The sequence below is a fragment of the Joostella sp. genome (assembly GCF_048266025.1).
GTDB lineage: Bacteria > Bacteroidota > Bacteroidia > Flavobacteriales > Flavobacteriaceae > Galbibacter > Galbibacter atrarenae.
In genome coordinates, this window is sequence record NZ_JBLXAF010000001.1 from 1316763 (window position 1) to 1334937 (window position 18175).

Sequence of the window (18175 nt, forward strand, 5' to 3'; positions counted from 1 at the left end):
AGAAGAATGCTTAGATATTATTACTTTTAATATAAAAGAACAATAGATGAAAAAGAATGTGATTTATGTATGTGTTATTTTGACTTCATTTATATCATGTGGTCCTAAAATAATCCAAGAACCAATTGTTTTTAATGAGGAAAGAGAAGGCCTTACCTTAGAATATATGAAAGAACATTACGGACTTATTCAAGATGAGCCTACAATTGTTCCTAGAATGGTTGTGGTACATTGGACGGAAATTCCGACGTTACAAAAAACAATCGATGCATTCTATAATGAGCATTTGCCTTCCTTTAGAACGGGAATTGCAGGCGCAGGTAGTTTAAATGTTTCTTCGCAATTTGTAATAGACCAAGATGGTACTATTTATAATTTAATGCCAGAAACTACAATGGCACGTCATGTAATAGGGTTGAATTATTGTTCTATTGGAATAGAAAATGTTGGAGGTTCCGATTTACCGCTTACAAAAGCACAACTAAAAGCAAATATAAAACTCATAAAGTATCTAAAGAAAAAGTATCCTATAGAATATGTTATTGGTCATTATGAGTACCAATTATTTGAAGATACAGATTTATGGTTAGAAAAAGATGATGGTTATAGAACAGTAAAAACTGATCCAAATGAGGAGTTTGTGATAGCCATTAGGAAAGAAATTAAAGACTTAAAAGCAATACCAAAAAAATAAAGATATATGAAAATTAGTGTTTTGAAAATTGTATTAGCTATACTTTTTATTGGGAGTAATATCTCATTATCGGCGCAAGATTTTTATAGTGAATTGTTTGAGAATTATGATTCCTATAAAGAAGAAAGTATTAAGATAAGAAGGTTTACACATGATAAAATAGTGCCGCTTATTGAAGATTTAAAAGGAGATTCTTTTTTTGAAGTTAATAAGGTTGGAGCTTCTATTAAAGGGAAAAGTTTAAATCTGATAAGTTTTGGAGAAGGAAAGACGGATGTTTTTTTATGGTCGCAAATGCATGGTGATGAATCTACTGCTACAATGGCAATCTTTGATATTATCAATTTTTTTAAATCAGAAGATTTTCAGCAGGAGAAAAAAGTAATGCTTTCAGAACTTAGAATTCATTTCTTACCAATGTTAAATCCTGATGGTGCAGAATTATTTACAAGAAGGAATGCTTTGGGAGTAGATATAAATAGAGATGCTGTAAGGTTACAATCTCCAGAAAGTAAAACTTTAAAACGTGTTCGTGATAGTTTGGATGCTGACTTTGGTTTTAATTTACATGACCAGAGCACTTATTATAATGCGAGCCGAACTCCAAAGCCAGCTACAATTTCTTATTTAGCACCTGCATATAATTATGAGAAAGATGTAAATGAAGTACGCGGGAATGCCATGAAGCTTATTGGTTATATGAATGAGATTCTTCAAGAATATGCGCCTGGGCAAGTGGGAAGATATAATGACGATTTTGAACCACGTGCTTTTGGAGATAATATTCAGAAATGGGGAACTAGTACAGTGCTTATCGAATCTGGAGGATATCCTAATGATCCTGAGAAGCAATTTATAAGAAAACTTAATTTTGTAACAATTTTGTCTGCTGTTCGAGCTATTGCTACCAAAGAATACGAGAAAACTTCAAAAGATAAATACTTTAATATTCCAGAAAATGACAGAAAGTTGTTTGATCTTAAATTGGTAGGTGTTCAATATGAGCTCTTAGGGGATGTATATACTGTAGATTTAGGGATAGATAGTAGGGAAGTGTCGGCGCATACCGAGTCTGGTTATTTTTATAAAGCAGGAGTTTCAGATATGGGAGATTTATCTACTTACTATGGATATAAAGAGTTTGATGCTTCAGCATATCAAGTTGTGGAGGCAAAAATATATCCTAAGACATTAAAAACTATTGGACAGATCCATGAAAAGGGAATCTCATCTTTTCTTAAAGATGGTTATGCCTATGTAAAAGTAGAAAACCTACCGCAGGATAAAGATGCTATGAAAATACCATTGCATGTTATTTCAGGAGAAATTTCAACAAAAGTTAATTTGTATGTAGGTGCGAATCCCACTTTCTTTTTAAAGAAAAATGGGGCGTTAGAATATTTAGTGATTAATGGAAATCTAGTAAACCTTAATAACCCAGAGCAAGATTTTGGCAATGCATTAATTTATAAACCTCGTTAATCGTTTTTACTTTTGATGAGTTCTTTTAGAAATGAAAAACTCATTATTGGGATGAATAGAGCAAAAGGGAGTGATGTGATGATTAAAAGTTTCTGGAGGGCAATAAGAACATCTACGTCTTTTCTGACGTCACCTAAAATAAGCATGGCGATACTAAAGAATGCAATTACAATAGACCAAACGATACGATGTGATTTTTTAGGATTTGGATTCCCTTTATCGCTAAACATACTCAATACAAAAATAGCAGAATCAACAGAGGTTAATAAAAAACCTATTAATAATAAAACGATTACTGAATTAATGAAAAACTGAAGAGGATAGTGCTCGAAAAACTTGAATATGGAAGTAAATACATTTCCAAATTCGTTGTTATAGCTTCCCCAGCTTTCAATTAGCAGAAATGCATTTTCTCCAAAAGCTGTAAACCATAAGAAAGAACCTAGCGAAGGAATAATCATAACCCCCAAAAGCATCTCTCTTAGCGTTCTTCCTCTAGAAATTCGAGCTATAAACACACCTGTAAATGGAGCCCAAGCAAGCCAAAAAGCCCAATAATAATAGGTCCAATCGGTTAAAAATTGTTCTCCAGGATTGTACTTCCCTAATGCTAAGCTTAAAGGTATGAAGTCCTTTATGTATTGAAATAGGACAGTAAGAAAGCGCTTGAAAACAACAATCAAATCGCTCTGAAATAAAACAAAAAGTAGCAATAAAAGAGTAATAAAAATATTTACTTTGGAAATATTTTTAATGCCTTTATCAATTCCTTTCCATGCAGATAAAAATGCAAATGCACAGATTAAAAGGGTTAGTATTGCAGCGGTAATAATATCAAGTTTAATATGTAAGAGGTGAGCTAATCCTCCATTAATTTGGGTTGTTCCTAGTCCTATGGCGCCAACCAATCCGAAAACGGTAGCTATAATTACCAATACATCAATTCCGTTTAGAACCCTTTTATTGTTGAAATTATGGGCAATTGTGCTGCTTACTAGCGCTACTTTATTTTTAGCAAATAAATAATGACCAATAACTAAAGCAAACAACCCATAGAATGCCCAAGCTGTAAATCCCCATTGATAAAAAGTATATTCGAGGGCAATTGTTTTGGCGCTAGAACTTGTTTCTATTGGAGGATTTAAAAACATATACACTGGTTCTTGTACTGCACGAAGTAAAATTCCTGCTCCCATTCCTGCGCTATAAAGCATAGAAATCCATGCCCACCGGGAATGTTCTGGTCTATCTGAAATTTTACCTAGACGCAACTTTCCGAGCGGGGAGATAGCAATTGCTAATAAAAAAAGCACACAGAAGATTCCTAAATACAAATAGAAATGCCCAAACCTATCTCGAATCCATATAGAAATATTCTCTATATGTTCATAAGAAGCTGTTGGGTATATGTATATAAGGATAGCTAGTATACCTAAAATACTTACGGAAGTTACTAGAAGTTTGTTTTTTAAAATTTTCAAAAATTTATTTTTAATATGGTATTATGGGTTTTCACTAATGTTGGTTAGATAATCAATTTTATGAGCAGATAGCTTTTTAATATAGGTATGAACCTCTTTGGTTTTTGCTGCAACTCTTATAAAATGATGATCTTTATGTATTGTGTATTCTTGAACAGAACCCTTTAGTAAAGATAGTTTGTAATATGGAATTATTAAACCATATGTTTCTAATAGAGAGCGGAATCTAATTATAATTCCTTTTTTTCTAATTTCAATATTACAAGTATCCGTGTTATTGTCCAGTATGAGTAGGTTATGTATGTCGATGCTACATGCAGTAATAAAAAGTTTAGGAGATCCAATTCCTCCCATCTTAATTCTTTCTTTTAAAGTAATAACGGCTCCAACTTCTTCTATGAGTTTTTTCTTCTGAATAGGGTCGTTATAAGATAAATTGAGTAGCATCCTTTAAAGATATATTATTCTTAGTGTTCTTGAAAAGAAAATCATCATTTAGGGTTTAATATCTGTTTTTATGCAGTGCACATTGGTAATAACTTTTTCTAAATCCGTATCTTTGCACCCAAATTTTTCACAACAATGAATATTCAAGACATTATAATAACTAAAGTTAAAGAAGCAGTACATTCTATTTTTGATAAAGAATTAGAAACCGTTGAATTGCAGGCTACTCGTAAAGAGTTTGAAGGTGATACTACGGTTGTTATTTTTCCGATGTTGCGTACCATAAAAGGAAATCCGCAAGTTATTGGAGAGCAAATAGGAGCTTATTTAGTAGCTAATGTTGAAGAAATTGAAAAGTTTAATGTGGTAAAAGGGTTTTTAAACCTTGTAATTTCTGATGCTTTCTATCTTAATTTTTTCAGTGAAATAAAAGGAGATTCAAAATTTGGATTTGTAACTCCAGCTGAAGGAGAGAAAGCATTAATGGTAGAGTATTCTTCACCGAATACAAATAAACCATTGCACTTGGGCCATGTGAGAAATAATTTATTAGGATATTCTGTTGCAGAAATTATAAAAGCTTCAGGTAAGAAAGTTTATAAAACACAAATTATAAACGATCGTGGAATTCATATCTGTAAGTCAATGTTGGCATGGCAGAAATTTGGTAAGGGGGAAACTCCAGCATCAACAGGATTAAAAGGAGATAAGCTTGTAGGGAATTATTATGTTGCTTTTGATAAAGCTTACAAAGCTGAAGTTGAAGAATTGGTAGCTAAAGGAGTTGATAAAAAAACTGCAGAAAAAGAAGCTCCATTACTTTTAGAAGCGCAAGAAATGCTTAGAAAATGGGAAGCTGGAGACGAGGAAGTTGTTTCTCTTTGGCAGACTATGAACGGATGGGTTTATGATGGTTTTGAAACTACCTATCATAATTTAGGAGTTGATTTTGATCAGCTTTATTATGAGAGTAATACTTACTTATTAGGAAAAGATGTAGTTGCAGATGGATTAGAAAAAGGTGTTTTCTATAAAAAAGGGGATGGTTCTGTTTGGATAGACCTTACTGATGAAGGTTTGGATGAAAAGATTGTTTTAAGATCTGATGGAACAGCGGTTTATATGACCCAAGATATTGGAACAGCTATCCAACGTATTAAAGATTATTCTGATGTTGGAGGTTTGGTTTATACGGTAGGAAATGAACAAGATTATCATTTTCAGGTGTTGTTCTTAATTCTTAAAAAGCTCGGATACGATTGGGCACAGCATTTACATCACTTAAGTTACGGAATGGTGGATTTACCAAGTGGGAAAATGAAAAGTAGAGAAGGAACTGTTGTAGATGCAGATGATTTAATTACAGAAATGTCAACTACAGCAGAAGAGATTTCTTCTGAATTAGGGAAGCTTGATGGTTTTAGTGAGGAAGAGAAGGAAGAGTTATATAAAACAATTGGATTAGGAGCTTTAAAATATTATATCCTTAAAGTGGATCCGAAAAAGCGAATCTTATTTGATCCAAAAGAGTCTATAGATTTTCAAGGAAATACAGGTCCGTTTATTCAATACACATATGCTAGAATTCAGTCCATTTTAAGAAAGGCAGATTTTGATTATAAGAATACTCCTGTACCAACGGATTATAAATTGCATGAAAAAGAAAAATCGCTTATCAAGCAAATAGAATTATTCCCTGAAATAATTCAGAATGCATCGAACAACTTTAGTCCGGCTATCATTGCTAATTATACGTATGATTTGGTAAAAGAGTTTAATTCATTCTATCAGAATGTATCTATTCTGGGGGCTGAAGTAGCGTCTGAAAAAATATTTAGAGTTCAGCTTTCAGAAAAAGTAGCAGAAATAATTGCGAATGCATTTAGTCTTTTAGGAATTTCTGTTCCTGGACGTATGTAAATGTTATAACTTTTTTAAAAAAATATAAAACCCTCGAAAACGAAGTTTTCGAGGGTTTTTTCTGGCCTAAACCAGCATCTAACTAACAAACTCAAATTAATATATATTATTAGTTGGGGTATAAATTATATTGAATCTCACATAATTGTAGCAACTCATATTTCTTTGGACGTAACTTAATGAGGCTTGTGAGTTCTTCTACCTCTTGTTTGTTTAATAATATTAGTAGATTCGATTGAATAGTAGGAATTGGAATTCTCTTGTTATAAATAGAATATTTATATTCCTCTTCCCAGTATTCAATTTCAAGATTATACAAGTAATTATGGAAACTCTCAAATTCAACTTTTGTAAAATTAAAGTTGAGGTTGTTGTATAGTAATTGATACATTTCATTGTGTTTACAATAAATCAAAATACCATTTTTAGACCTGTTTAATATTTGAAGATTTTTGCACATAATTACTTGGTGTTTATAGGTTGTCTTATTATTTATATAAACTTATTTCACTATAAAGCTATCTATTACAGCTTCTATTTTCTTTTTACTACTATTTGGAGGCATTGAAAATAAGTGAGCAAATAAAGGTTTGTTATCAACACTTTTTTTCAGCTCGATATCTTTGTTTTCATCAAATAAATCCTGCCATTTATTTCTAACTACTTTCCAGAATTTCTTATTATCCTTCCACCAATCCTGAGCAGCCTTACATTTACTGTCGGCAACTTTTGTATAGGTGTCATATCCTTTTTCTTGCGCTAAAACAAAATCGTTTCCATTATCATCCCTTACAATTTTATCATTGTCTTGTTCATGTAACCAACCGTAATCTGTAATAGCATGTATATTTCTTCTTTTGGTAACATTATAATCGTCACGAATAGTGTGTTCCCTTCTTGGTAGTGGCGCATCGGTAGTATTTACCCAGTAATTTTTTCCATCTACATGTACCCAAGTTGCGCTCCCTTCATATCTCGGACTGTCGTCTACTTGATAAACTTTTTGTGTCCATTGCCCTTTTACTTCTTCTTTTGACAGTTGTTCAAAATTCCACTTCTTGTCTTTATTAAACATGTATAAGTCTGTGTTTTCATAAAGCCAATCTTGTCGCCAATGTTTAATGATCATTGTATCATTTGCAATAAGTAAATGTTGCATAACAATTTTATCCGACTTGTCTTCTACTAATTCTACCCATTCTAAAGCTCCTACTTGTTTCACTTTAGAAGGTTGATAAGTAGAGTCTTTTGCGTTGTTAAAGGTCTCTGCAAAGTTGAAACGCACTTCATAACATCCGCACATATCTTTAATGTTCTCTTGATCTTGTGCTTTTTTGTTTCCTTGAGCTATTGTACTCAAGCTTGTCATACTAAGGGTTAGGCCTAGTATTAATGTTAGTTTTTTCATTTGGATTTAATTAGTTATTTAAAAATTCGTTGAAACAAAAATATAAAATTTATTTAGACTGGATAAAAATAATGTATATATTTGTTCAAAATTATTAAGAATAAATCTAAATAATGAGGTTTCAACTAACTAAACTTTTTATCTTTTTCTACATATTAACTGGCTTTTCTCAGGAACAGCAAATTGTAGATTCTACTTATGTAAACGACCTTCAAGAAGTTGTAGTTACAGGGCAATACAATCCGCAGGCAGTAAAAAAATCGGTGTATGAGGTTACAGTAATCAAAAGGTCAGATATAAATCGTCAGGCAGGTAATAATTTGGCCGATGTTTTAAATCAGACATTAAATATTTCTATTCTCCCAAATGCTTCTACGGGGAAGTCTAATGTAAAGATGTTTGGTCTAGATGGACAATACGTAAAAATATTGGTAGATAATATTCCTTTGGTAAACGATGTTGGTTTTGGAAACAATACAGACTTAACGCAAATCAATTTAGATGATATAGAACAAATAGAAATTGTTGAAGGAGCAATGGGAGTTCAATATGGATCTGATGCAGTTGCCGGTGTAATTAATATAATCACTAAAAAATCTTCTCAAGATACTTGGCAAATCACACCTTATTTGCAAGAAGAAACTATAGGAAATGAATATAGTTGGTTTGATAAAGGGAGGCACATACAATCGTTAAGTATAGCAAATAATATTTCTGATAAATGGTTTGCTAATGCTGTATTTACCCGTAATGATTTTGCAGGTTTATGGGGAGATAAAGAAGGTGCAGATTACCAATATGATGACGGTAAGCGTGGTTACGAATGGCTTCCAAAAGTACAGTATAACGCTAAAGGTTTACTAAGTTATAAAACGGAAAAGTTGAGGTTGTTTTATAAGTTTGAATATTTTAATGAGACTGTTTCTCGCTATGATTCTATTGTTAGAGAGAATTACAATGCTTCTACACAGACTTATAATCCTATTTCTTCAGATGAAATATTTACTTCTGAAAGATTTCTCCATCATTTTAATGTTAATGGAAATTTTGATAGTGGTATTTTTTATGATGTATCACTTTCCTATCAGCAGCAAAAGAAAAATGCTGAAACTTATAATTACAGGATTGTTGAAGATGAAAAATTTGATGTTGAAAAATTCGAATATGAATCTCGAAAAGTTTACTATTCAAAAGGGACATTTAGTAATTTTTTAAAAGAAAGTGCCTTTGATTTCCAAACTGGATATGAATTTAATGTTATTGATGGTTATGCATCTTCAATTTCTGGAGATTATGATGGAGAAAATATAGAAAGGAAAATTGGTTCGTATGATTTTTTTACTTCAGCAGAATACATTCCAAATAGTAGATTTTCATTGAGACCTGGTGCTAGAGTATTCTTTTCAAATAAATTTGATACACAAGTAGCGCTAGAATTATCTTCAAAATATTTATTTAAAAACGATATCGAATTGCGTGCTGTAGTTGGGACAGCTCCAAGAATGCCAAACTTTTCAGAACTGTATTCTTATTTTGTAGATGCCAATCATGATGTCCAAGGGAATGAAGATTTAGAACCCGAAAATGGAGTTTCTGCATTTGTTCATGCTAAAAAAACATTTCATCTAAATGACGAGCTTATACTAAGAAGTAAGCTTTCTGCTGGGTATATAGATATAGACGATCGTATAGAGCTAGTTATTGTGAACGATTCGCCTTTGGCATATCAGTATAATAATATTGATAAATATAAAACGTGGAATATCTCATTTTCCAACGGATTTATGTATCAACAGCTCAGCGGGAATATTGGGATTTCTTATTCTGGGGTGTCTAAAGTATTAGCAATTCAAAATTACAATGACGATTATCTAAATGCATTACAAGTTAATGCTAGTTTGTCTTATAATATACCTCGATGGAGTACTACTTTTTCAACATATTTTAAGCACAACGGTCCTGAATATCAATTCTTACAAGATGAAAATGAAGACGGAGAATCAATTCTAATTAGAGGGAAACAAGAGGCTTATAGTTGGTGGGATGCTTCAGTTAGAAAATCATTTTATAATAAAAAATTACAGTTAACATTAGGAGCAAGAAACCTATTGGATGTTACCAGTGTAAATAATACTACTGTTGGTGGTGGCGTACATGCTGGTCCTTCTTCTAGCGTGCTTTTAGGCTACGGACGATCTTACTTTATAAAACTATTATATAATTTAAATTTTAACTAAACAATCATGAAAAACAAATTTTTAATCTTAAACCTATTGCTCTTATTTATACTTGGAGCTTGTAGTGATGACGATACTAAAACTACACAAGAGTTTGTTGTAGCTTTTGAGAATCCTTCCGTAAGTTTCTCTACTGAAGAAGATTCGAAAGACATTGTATTGGTGTTTTCAAGAGCAGCTACAGAAAGTGGTGAAGCAACAGTTACGTATACTACTGTGAATGCAGTTTATGACACAGACTTTGCTACTGTTCCAGTAGCTACTACGGAGACAATTACAGTGCCTATTGTTTCAGGAACAAGTAGTTCAACTTTTACTTTTAATAAGCTTCAAAACCCAGTAGAGGGAACAGAAATGTCGGTTACATTTAAATTGGGGTCTATTTCAAATCCAGAAAGTAGTGTTCAGGGAAATACTTCTTTGGTGGCTAATTTCACAGAAAGTGCTGCCTTAGGTGGTGTTATAGCTGCAGAAGTTGGAGGAGCAAATGAGCCTAACCAAGTATATGTAGATTTAAGTTCTCAGACGCAGACTGCAATAAAAAGAGATACTTGGGATTTAGGATTCTATAGTGGAGATGAGTTTAGAGTGGTATTAAATGGGGCTGTTTATATGGCAACAAAAGCTCTGGAAGGTACAGATATTGATGCAGTAAGTGAGGCAGATGTTACGGCATTACAATCTGTGGTTAGCGTAGGTACTAGAGGTCCGTCTGGAGCAGAATCTATAAATTATATTGATGCGCCATCTGGAGATTTAAGCAGAACAGCAATATCTGAAGTGTCTGAGGATGATGCAGATAATAAGGTTTATCTATTAAATCTAGGTTCAGAGATTGGAACTGATACTCCAGAAAATGGAAGTGTAGATATTACTGATGATTCTAGAGGATGGAAAAAGATAAAAATTAATAGAGATGGTGATAATTATGTGTTACAATATGCAGATTTAAATGAAACTACACACAAAGAGGTAACCATCAGTAAAACATTTGGGTATAATTACACACATTTCAGTTTTACTAATGAAAATAGTGTTTCGGTAGAACCAATGGCGACTAAATGGGATTTAAACTTTACAGTATTTACTAATGAGATTCCTGGATTTGGAGCTTATGGTTATGCAGATTTTGTAGCTACAAATTTAAAGTCGGGTGCAAAAGCGTATCAAGTATCTACAGAAGATTTTACTTATGAGAATTTTAGTGTAGAAGATATTGATGATGCTAGTTTTATAGAAGACCAAAGAGGGATTGGTAGTAATTGGAGAAATGGAGGTGGGCCAAACTCATTACCTTCTTTAAAATCGGGAGTGTTTTTTGTATTACAAGATGCAGAAGGGAATTTCTACAAAATCCGATTTACAGCTTTCTTGAGTGAAAGTGGGGAAAGAGGATATCCAGCATTTGAATATGCCTTATTATAAAATAATATTTACTGCTTTGAAATATTCAAAGCAAAAGAAATTTAGTAGACCTCTTCTAAGTTTACTAGGTAATTAGTTTTCATAAATTCAAGTGTTTGAGGGGCGTTTTTTAATTAGAACGCCTCTTTTTTATTGATATTTAATATCTTGCATCAAAAAACCAATCTATGCTTAAAAAAATTCTGAGGCTGTTTTTAGTTACAATATTTCTTTTTTTTACAGCCTGCTCTAAAGATGACGACTCTCAAAATGCAAATAATTTTATGGCAGCTAACCGGTTGAGTACTGGTGATTCTGCGAAGGATTTTTTAACAGAAGATAACTTTACAGATTTAGTGATAGAGGTCGTTTATGTAGAGGGATACCAACCTTCACAAATGGCATTAGATAACTTAGTTAGTTTTATAAATCAGCGTTGTTATAAGTCTGGCGGAGTAGAAATAAATATGCGCTCTATTGAATCGCCAGGAGAAGAGATTTATGATATAAACGAAGTAGATGATCTTGAAAAGGAGATTAGATCGCAATATACTTCTGGTAATAGATTGGCGTTGTTTGCTTTTTTTCTTGATGGTAAATATGATGCAGATACGGAAGAATCTCTGGTTTTAGGAGTCGCTTACAGAAATACATCATTTGTTATTTTCGAAGAAACAATTCAAAGTCTTAGTGATGGTATAGCAGAACCAAGTCGAGTATTATTAGAGAGTACAGTTTTTAGGCATGAATTCTCACATTTACTAGGTCTGGTAGACTTAGGGTCAGATATGCAAACGGATCATTTGGATGAAGAGAACGGTCATCATTGTGATGTGGAGTCCTGTTTGATGAATTACAAAGTAGAATCTGGTTTAAATATTAGAGGAATGGTTTCAGAAGAAAATATTGCACAGCTCGATAGTCAGTGCTTAGCAGATCTCCGCGCTAATGGAGGGAAATAATGTAACTTTGTAAGAGTTATTATATCTTGGAAGTGTATATAATGTATTTGTGATAATAAGATGAAAATAAAAAACAATAACATCGAAGGGAAGATTTTAAATACGTTATTAAAGCTAGCATTTCCAATTATTATGGCCAATGTTTTGCAAACAATGTATCAATTAATTGACACTTTCTGGTTAGGAAGATTGGGAGCAAATGCCGTAGCTAGTGTTAGTTTAAGTTTTCCAATTTTATTTTTAGTATTATCATTAGGAGGTGGATTAACATTGGCAGGAACCGTAATTGTATCGCAACATAAAGGAGCTGGAGATCAAAAAATGGTGAATTATTCTGCTTCCCAAACAGTTGCAGTTATCTTTTTAGTTTCTATAGTTTTAGCATTTATAGGTTATTATTCTGCAGATCCATTAATGCGTTTAGTAGGGGCGAGTCCAGAAATATTAGAGGAGTCGGTTACTTATTTTAAAGTATCCTCTTGGGGGTTTATTTTCTTATTTATGTTCTTTGTTTATCAATCGCTAATGCGTGGTATTGGGAACGTAATCATACCAATGTATATAGTCTTAGCAACGGTAATACTCAACCTTATTTTAGACCCTCTTTTTATATTTGGTTATGGTTCGATTCCAGGTTATGGTGTTGCTGGTGCAGCAATAGCAAGTATAATTACACAAGGAATTTCTGCTTTTATTGGAATGTGCATACTTTTTAGAGGGAAGAATGGAATCTCCATAAGTTTTTCTTGTATGAAGTTGGACTGGAAATGGATTAAAAACCTGTTTTCATTGGGAATTCCTTCAAGCTTAGATCAGTCGAGTAGAGCAATGGCGATGACAGCAATGATTATGTTGGTAACAAGTTATGATAGTGAGGTAGTAGCAGCTTATGGAATAGGAGCAAGAATATTAAGTTTAGTAATTGTTCCCGCATTAGGACTTTCCATTGCTACAACAACTTTGGTAGGGCAAAATATAGGAGCAGGAAAAGTGGATAGAGCAGAGAAAGTAGGGAATCTCAGTGCTATTATAGCGGCAATAGGACTTACTTTTTTGGGAATGGTATTATTCTTTTTTGCAGAACCTCTTACTAGATTTTTTGTTCCAGATGATGAAGAAGTAATTATTATAGGAGCAAAGTTTATAAAAATAATGGCTCCAAGTTTTGGGTTGTTAGGAGTACAACAAGTATTAAATGGAGTCTTTAATGGAGCTGGATTAACAGCAGTTTCAATGCTGGTATCTATAGCCGCACTTTGGGTTATAAGATTTCCAGTAGCTTTTATGTTGACAAATAAAACAGATTTGGGTTACGAAGGAATTTGGTGGGCATTCCCTATATCTAACGCTATGGCAGCAATTATAGCTTTTGTTTACTTTAAAAAAGGATCTTGGAAATATAAAAACTCACTAGCATAGTTTTCCTGTGCTATTTTTATTTCTGATTTATATGCCGATAAAAAGATAATTCAGAAATTAATTTTATAAAAAATATCCTTAGTTTTTTTACTTCTGAAGTGTCTAAGAAGCTATATAAAGTTACTAGTTCTAAGGTTGAAAAAGCAAAAACTTCATCAAAAGGAACTTATTAAGCAGATTACACTTAAGAAGTCTAAAATAAGCTTCCAACTTCTGATTCAAATTATTAAATTTGCACTTCCCGAATAATTAGGGTATTAAAAGAAGGAAAATAATATGTTCGATAATTTAAGCGAGAAGTTAGATAAAGCGTTTCATGTATTAAAAGGACATGGGCAGATTTCAGAAGTAAATGTAGCGGAAACATTAAAGGAAGTACGTCGTGCTTTATTGGATGCCGATGTTAACTTTAAAACAGCCAAAGAGTTTACAAATACTGTAAAAGAAAAAGCTTTAGGTCAAGATGTATTAACTACATTGAAACCAGGTCAGCTTATGGTGAAACTCGTTAAAGACGAGTTGGTAGACCTTATGGGAGGTGAAGTTGCTGATGTAGATCTTTCTGGAAATCCGTCTGTAATATTAATGGCTGGTCTTCAGGGTTCTGGTAAAACTACTTTCTCGGGGAAATTGGCGAATTTCTTAAAAACTAAAAAAACTAAGAAACCTCTTTTAGTAGCTTGTGATGTATATCGTCCTGCTGCAATCGATCAGCTTCACGTTGTTGGAGAGCAGATTGGTGTTGAGGTATATTCTGATAAAGGAAATTCTGATCCTGTTGCAATTGCAAATGCAGGTATTGCATATGCAAAAGCAAATGGACACAATGTAGTTATTGTCGATACAGCTGGGCGTTTAGCAGTAGATGAGCAGATGATGAATGAGATATCTAATATTCATGCTGCCATTACTCCAAACGAAACCCTGTTTGTTGTGGATTCAATGACGGGACAGGATGCAGTAAATACAGCAAAAGCTTTTAACGATGTATTAGATTTTAATGGGGTAATTCTTACCAAATTAGATGGTGATACTCGTGGAGGGGCTGCTTTATCAATTAAATCTGTTGTTAATAAACCAATCAAGTTTATTGGTACTGGAGAGAAAATGGATGCTATTGATGTATTCTATCCTTCACGTATGGCAGATCGTATTCTTGGAATGGGAGATGTTGTTTCTTTGGTGGAAAGAGCTCAAGAGCAATATGATGAAGAAGAAGCAAGAAAATTACATAAAAAAATCGCCAAAAATCAATTTGGTTTCGATGATTTCTTGAGTCAAATTCAGCAGATAAAGAAAATGGGAAGCATGAAGGATTTACTAGGAATGATTCCTGGTGCTGGAAAGGCTTTAAAAGGAATGGATATTGATGATGATGCCTTTAAAGGTGTGGAAGCAATTATACATTCTATGACTCCTGAAGAACGTACAAATCCTGTGATTTTAAATGGAAGTAGAAAGAAACGTATCGCAAAAGGTAGTGGAACTTCTATCCAAGAGGTAAATCAACTTCTTAAGCAGTTTAATCAGATGAGCAAGATGATGAAAATGATGCAAGGCGGCGGTGGTCGTAAGATGATGCAGATGATGCAGGGAATGAAATAATTTCTAGAATAGAATTTTAGAAGAACCAAAAAATAACATCCAAAACCCTTATAATGGAAATTTTAGACGGTAAAAAAATATCAAATCAGATAAAAGACGAAATCACTGTTGAGGTTGATAAAATGAAGAAGAAAGGGGAGAAAGTACCTCATTTAGCAGCGATTATTGTAGGTAATGATGGCGCTAGTCTTACCTATGTAGGAAGTAAAGTAAAAGCCTGCGAACGCGTTGGTTTCGAATCTACTTTAGTAAAATTACCGAGCACAACTAGTGAGCTGGAGTTATTAAAAAAGATTGAAGAGCTTAATAAAGATGAAAATATTGATGGTTTTATCGTTCAGCTTCCATTACCTGAGCAAATAAACGAGCAAAAGGTGTTAATGGCTGTAGATCCTGATAAAGATGTAGATGGTTTTCATCCTATGAATTTTGGAAAGATGGCTTTGGATATGAGTACTTTTATCCCTGCAACTCCATTTGGAATATTAGAGCTTTTAGAGCGTTATAATGTAGATACAGCAGGAAAACATACCGTTGTTATTGGTCGTTCTCATATTGTTGGACGCCCGATGAGTATTTTAATGGGGAGAAAAGGTTTCCCAGGGAATTCTACAGTAACTTTAACGCATAGTCACACCAAAAATATCACACAGATTACTTCGCAAGCAGATATTATTATTACTGCATTAGGGCAGCCTAATTATCTAAAAGCAGAAATGGTAAAAGACGATGTAGTTGTTATAGATGTTGGAATTACTCGTGTACCAAGTGAAGACGCTCCTCGTGGTTATAAAATTACTGGAGATGTAGATTTTGAAAACGTAAGTAAAAAGGCAAGTTATATAACTCCTGTTCCTGGAGGTGTAGGACCAATGACAATAGCTATGTTGCTTAAAAATACATTATTAGCTCGCGCTCGTCATAAAGAGAGAAGCTAGTAAAAATAAATATATTATGAAGAGCCTTGATTTGTTTCAGGGCTTTTTTTATGCTTAGTTTTTCCGTATTCGTTTTTATAAATCTTTACCAATAATAAGAATAGACTTACTACTAGTGGACCGAAAATTAAACCTATAAATCCAAATAATGGAACTCCTATAATCACTCCAATTAATGTAATTAGTGGGTGTAAGTTTGCGAGTCTATTTTGTATGATGACTCTAAAAACATTATCAGTAGAGCCTACTACTGCTGCACCATAAATTAATAATCCTGTTGCTTGCCAATTTTGTCCTTGAGAGAAGAGTAGTATTGCCACAGGGATAATCCCAAGAGCTGTCCCAACAAAAGGAATCATAGAACCAACTACAGTTACTACAAACCAGAATAGAGGATCTTCAACTCCAAAAATATAATATCCTATAAGAGCAACGACTCCTTGCATTAATGCAACAAGAGGAATACCAATAGCATTAGATTTCACGATATCACTGCTCTCTTTAGAAATAGAATCAATGTTATTATCGCTAAGTGGGATGTATGATAAAAATTTCTTCTGAAGAACTTCTGCGTTTGTCAGCATAAAGTAAAGTATAAAATACATAATTGTAATACCAATTACAGTATCAAAAGTGGTTCCTGCAAGTCCCTGCACTTGGTCTGACATCCATCCAGTAATATCTTTTGTGTTTATTTCAGACAAGAAGTTTATGCCAATATAGTCTTCAACTTGTCCGAGTTTAGATTTTAATATATTCGATATCTCTTCCGAATTCTTAACTACTTTTTGGACTTTAGAAGATAGTAATAGTACTATTAAAGTAATAGGAATAACAATTATAAAGATGGAAATGACAATAATAATTGTAGCTGCAAGCCAAGGTTTCATTCCTTTATTAAGGAACTTAATCATCAAACCTTTAAAAAGGACATAAATAGTAATAGCACCTAACACTCCAGAGAGGTATGGAGTCATCTCTTTCATAATAAGATATGCTAATGCCAAAATTATGGCTAGCATAAATAATTGGCGTATTAAGGAAGGGCTTAAGCGATCGTTATTCATGTGAATTTGGTTGGAGTTTGTTTTTAAAGTTAATAAAAGTAAGCTTATGTGGATGTTAATTAGTTTCTAAATTTATAGAATCTTATTTTTTTATAGTTTCAGATTCTTTAACGAGGACTCTAGTTTTAGGAAAGCTTTCTGGATAATTATTTTGAATATATTCAATTAGTTTTTCTCTTATAAATACGCGTAAATCCCATGCTTGAGGCGAATTTTTAGCACTCATTAATGCTCTTATTTCAACATAGTTTTCTTTATTGTCTGTAACCTGCAAAACATTTACCTTTTTATCCCATAAATCGGTGCTTTCGAGAAGGCGGGTGAGTTCTTCTCTTAATTTATCAAAAGGGATGTTGTAATCGGTGTAGATAAATACCGTTCCGAGGATATCGGCGCTATTTCTTGTCCAGTTCTGAAAAGGTTTTTCAATGAAATATGTTGTAGGTAATATAAGTCTACGTTTATCCCATATTCTAACCACAACAAAGGTTAAGGATATTTCTTCTACCCATCCCCATTCACCTTCTACAACCAATACATCATCTAAGCGGATAGGTTGTGAAATTGCAATTTGCAATCCAGCTAGAATGGTTCCTATAACTTTTTGCGCTGCTAAACCAAGAATGATTCCAGCAACTCCCGCAGAGGCAAATAGGCTAAGTCCTATTTTACGTACGCTTTCAAAAAGCATTAGTATAACGGCAATAGCAATCATAATTATTATAAATATGATAATGCGCTCGAGAATATTAAACTGAGTATAGAGTTTACGCGCGTTGAGGTTGTTCTCACTTTTAATATCGTAGCGTCTTAAATATCTAGACTTTGTAACTTTTAAAATAACTATCAAAGCCCAAGCAACACTTATAACTAATAAGATAGAACTTAGTTTTCCAATTACAAGTGCAGTTTCTTCATTGAAATTAAGAAAGCTATTTGCTCCAGACTTAAAAAATATAGAAAGAGCAAATAATAGAATAGGAGTTATAAATCTTTTTAATTGTTTCATATGGTTGGTTTTTAATCAAATTATAAAAACTTTATGAGAGTAAGAAGCTCATTAACAAGCTTATAACCTACAACGATATAGAGATTAATAGAGTTGGTAGAA

Annotated in this window: 15 protein-coding genes; 9 read left to right on the plus strand and 6 right to left on the minus strand. The window is 33.0% G+C overall.

What is annotated here, in order from left to right:
- The first annotated feature begins 46 nt into the window (after positions 1-46).
- Positions 47-694, plus strand: coding sequence for a peptidoglycan recognition family protein (locus ACN0TY_RS05575; protein ID WP_417443669.1), 648 nt, complete (start codon positions 47-49; stop codon positions 692-694).
- A 6-nt stretch (positions 695-700) separates the two neighbouring features.
- Positions 701-2176, plus strand: a complete 1476-nt coding sequence (locus ACN0TY_RS05580; RefSeq protein ID WP_417443670.1) for a M14 metallopeptidase family protein — start codon at positions 701-703, stop codon at positions 2174-2176.
- Here the strand turns inward: ACN0TY_RS05580 and ACN0TY_RS05585 are convergent.
- Both ACN0TY_RS05585 and ACN0TY_RS05590 read right to left on the minus strand, forming a co-directional pair.
- Positions 2173-3657: a BCCT family transporter gene (locus ACN0TY_RS05585; RefSeq protein ID WP_417443671.1), complete on the minus strand. Its 1485-nt coding sequence runs from the start codon at positions 3655-3657 to the stop codon at positions 2173-2175. The two genes, ACN0TY_RS05580 and ACN0TY_RS05585, sit on opposite strands and share 4 nt — an antisense overlap.
- Before the next feature lie 21 nt (positions 3658-3678).
- Entirely contained in the window at positions 3679-4104 is a 426-nt protein-coding gene (locus ACN0TY_RS05590; protein ID WP_417443672.1) for a hypothetical protein, read from the minus strand.
- Between the two features lie 135 nt (positions 4105-4239).
- On the opposite strand from ACN0TY_RS05590, the gene argS reads away from it, so the two are divergent.
- Positions 4240-6024: an arginine--tRNA ligase gene (gene argS, locus ACN0TY_RS05595; protein WP_417443673.1), complete on the plus strand. Its 1785-nt coding sequence runs from the start codon at positions 4240-4242 to the stop codon at positions 6022-6024.
- 109 nt (positions 6025-6133) lie between these two features.
- Here the strand turns inward: argS and ACN0TY_RS05600 are convergent, their stop codons facing one another.
- Positions 6134-6484, minus strand: coding sequence for a DUF6686 family protein (locus ACN0TY_RS05600; RefSeq protein WP_317207852.1), 351 nt, complete (start codon positions 6482-6484; stop codon positions 6134-6136).
- A gap of 42 nt (positions 6485-6526) precedes the next feature.
- Positions 6527-7432 (minus strand): DUF6607 family protein, encoded by a 906-nt coding sequence (locus ACN0TY_RS05605; RefSeq protein ID WP_417443674.1) that lies wholly within the window; start codon positions 7430-7432, stop codon positions 6527-6529.
- A 113-nt stretch (positions 7433-7545) separates the two neighbouring features.
- Here ACN0TY_RS05605 and ACN0TY_RS05610 point away from each other — a divergent pair, with 113 nt between their 5' ends.
- The 6 genes from ACN0TY_RS05610 to ACN0TY_RS05635 all read left to right on the plus strand — a co-directional run bounded on the left by ACN0TY_RS05610 (position 7546) and on the right by ACN0TY_RS05635 (position 15997).
- Positions 7546-9669, plus strand: coding sequence for a TonB-dependent receptor plug domain-containing protein (locus tag ACN0TY_RS05610; RefSeq protein WP_417443675.1), 2124 nt, complete (start codon positions 7546-7548; stop codon positions 9667-9669).
- 6 nt (positions 9670-9675) lie between these two features.
- Positions 9676-11094: an HmuY family protein gene (locus ACN0TY_RS05615; protein ID WP_417443676.1), complete on the plus strand. Its 1419-nt coding sequence runs from the start codon at positions 9676-9678 to the stop codon at positions 11092-11094.
- 167 nt (positions 11095-11261) lie between these two features.
- The gene (locus ACN0TY_RS05620; protein ID WP_417443677.1) at positions 11262-12035 is read left to right on the plus strand and encodes a membrane metalloprotease; all 774 of its coding nucleotides are present in this window, start codon (positions 11262-11264) and stop codon (positions 12033-12035) included.
- 60 nt (positions 12036-12095) lie between these two features.
- Positions 12096-13454 carry an MATE family efflux transporter gene (locus ACN0TY_RS05625; RefSeq protein ID WP_417443678.1) on the plus strand — a complete coding sequence of 453 codons (1359 nt, stop codon included), beginning with the start codon at positions 12096-12098 and terminating at the stop codon, positions 13452-13454.
- A gap of 276 nt (positions 13455-13730) precedes the next feature.
- Positions 13731-15059, plus strand: a complete 1329-nt coding sequence (gene ffh, locus ACN0TY_RS05630; protein WP_417443679.1) for a signal recognition particle protein — start codon at positions 13731-13733, stop codon at positions 15057-15059.
- A gap of 53 nt (positions 15060-15112) precedes the next feature.
- On the plus strand, positions 15113-15997 hold the full coding sequence (locus ACN0TY_RS05635; RefSeq protein WP_236958037.1) for a bifunctional 5,10-methylenetetrahydrofolate dehydrogenase/5,10-methenyltetrahydrofolate cyclohydrolase: 885 nt from the start codon (positions 15113-15115) through the stop codon (positions 15995-15997).
- A 14-nt stretch (positions 15998-16011) separates the two neighbouring features.
- On the opposite strand, the gene ACN0TY_RS05640 is transcribed toward ACN0TY_RS05635, so the two are convergent.
- The gene (locus ACN0TY_RS05640; protein WP_417443680.1) at positions 16012-17019 is read right to left on the minus strand and encodes an AI-2E family transporter; all 1008 of its coding nucleotides are present in this window, start codon (positions 17017-17019) and stop codon (positions 16012-16014) included.
- Between the two features lie 127 nt (positions 17020-17146).
- Entirely contained in the window at positions 17147-18073 is a 927-nt protein-coding gene (locus tag ACN0TY_RS05645) for a mechanosensitive ion channel family protein (protein ID WP_417443681.1), read from the minus strand.
- Positions 18074-18175: the final 102 nt, after the last annotated feature.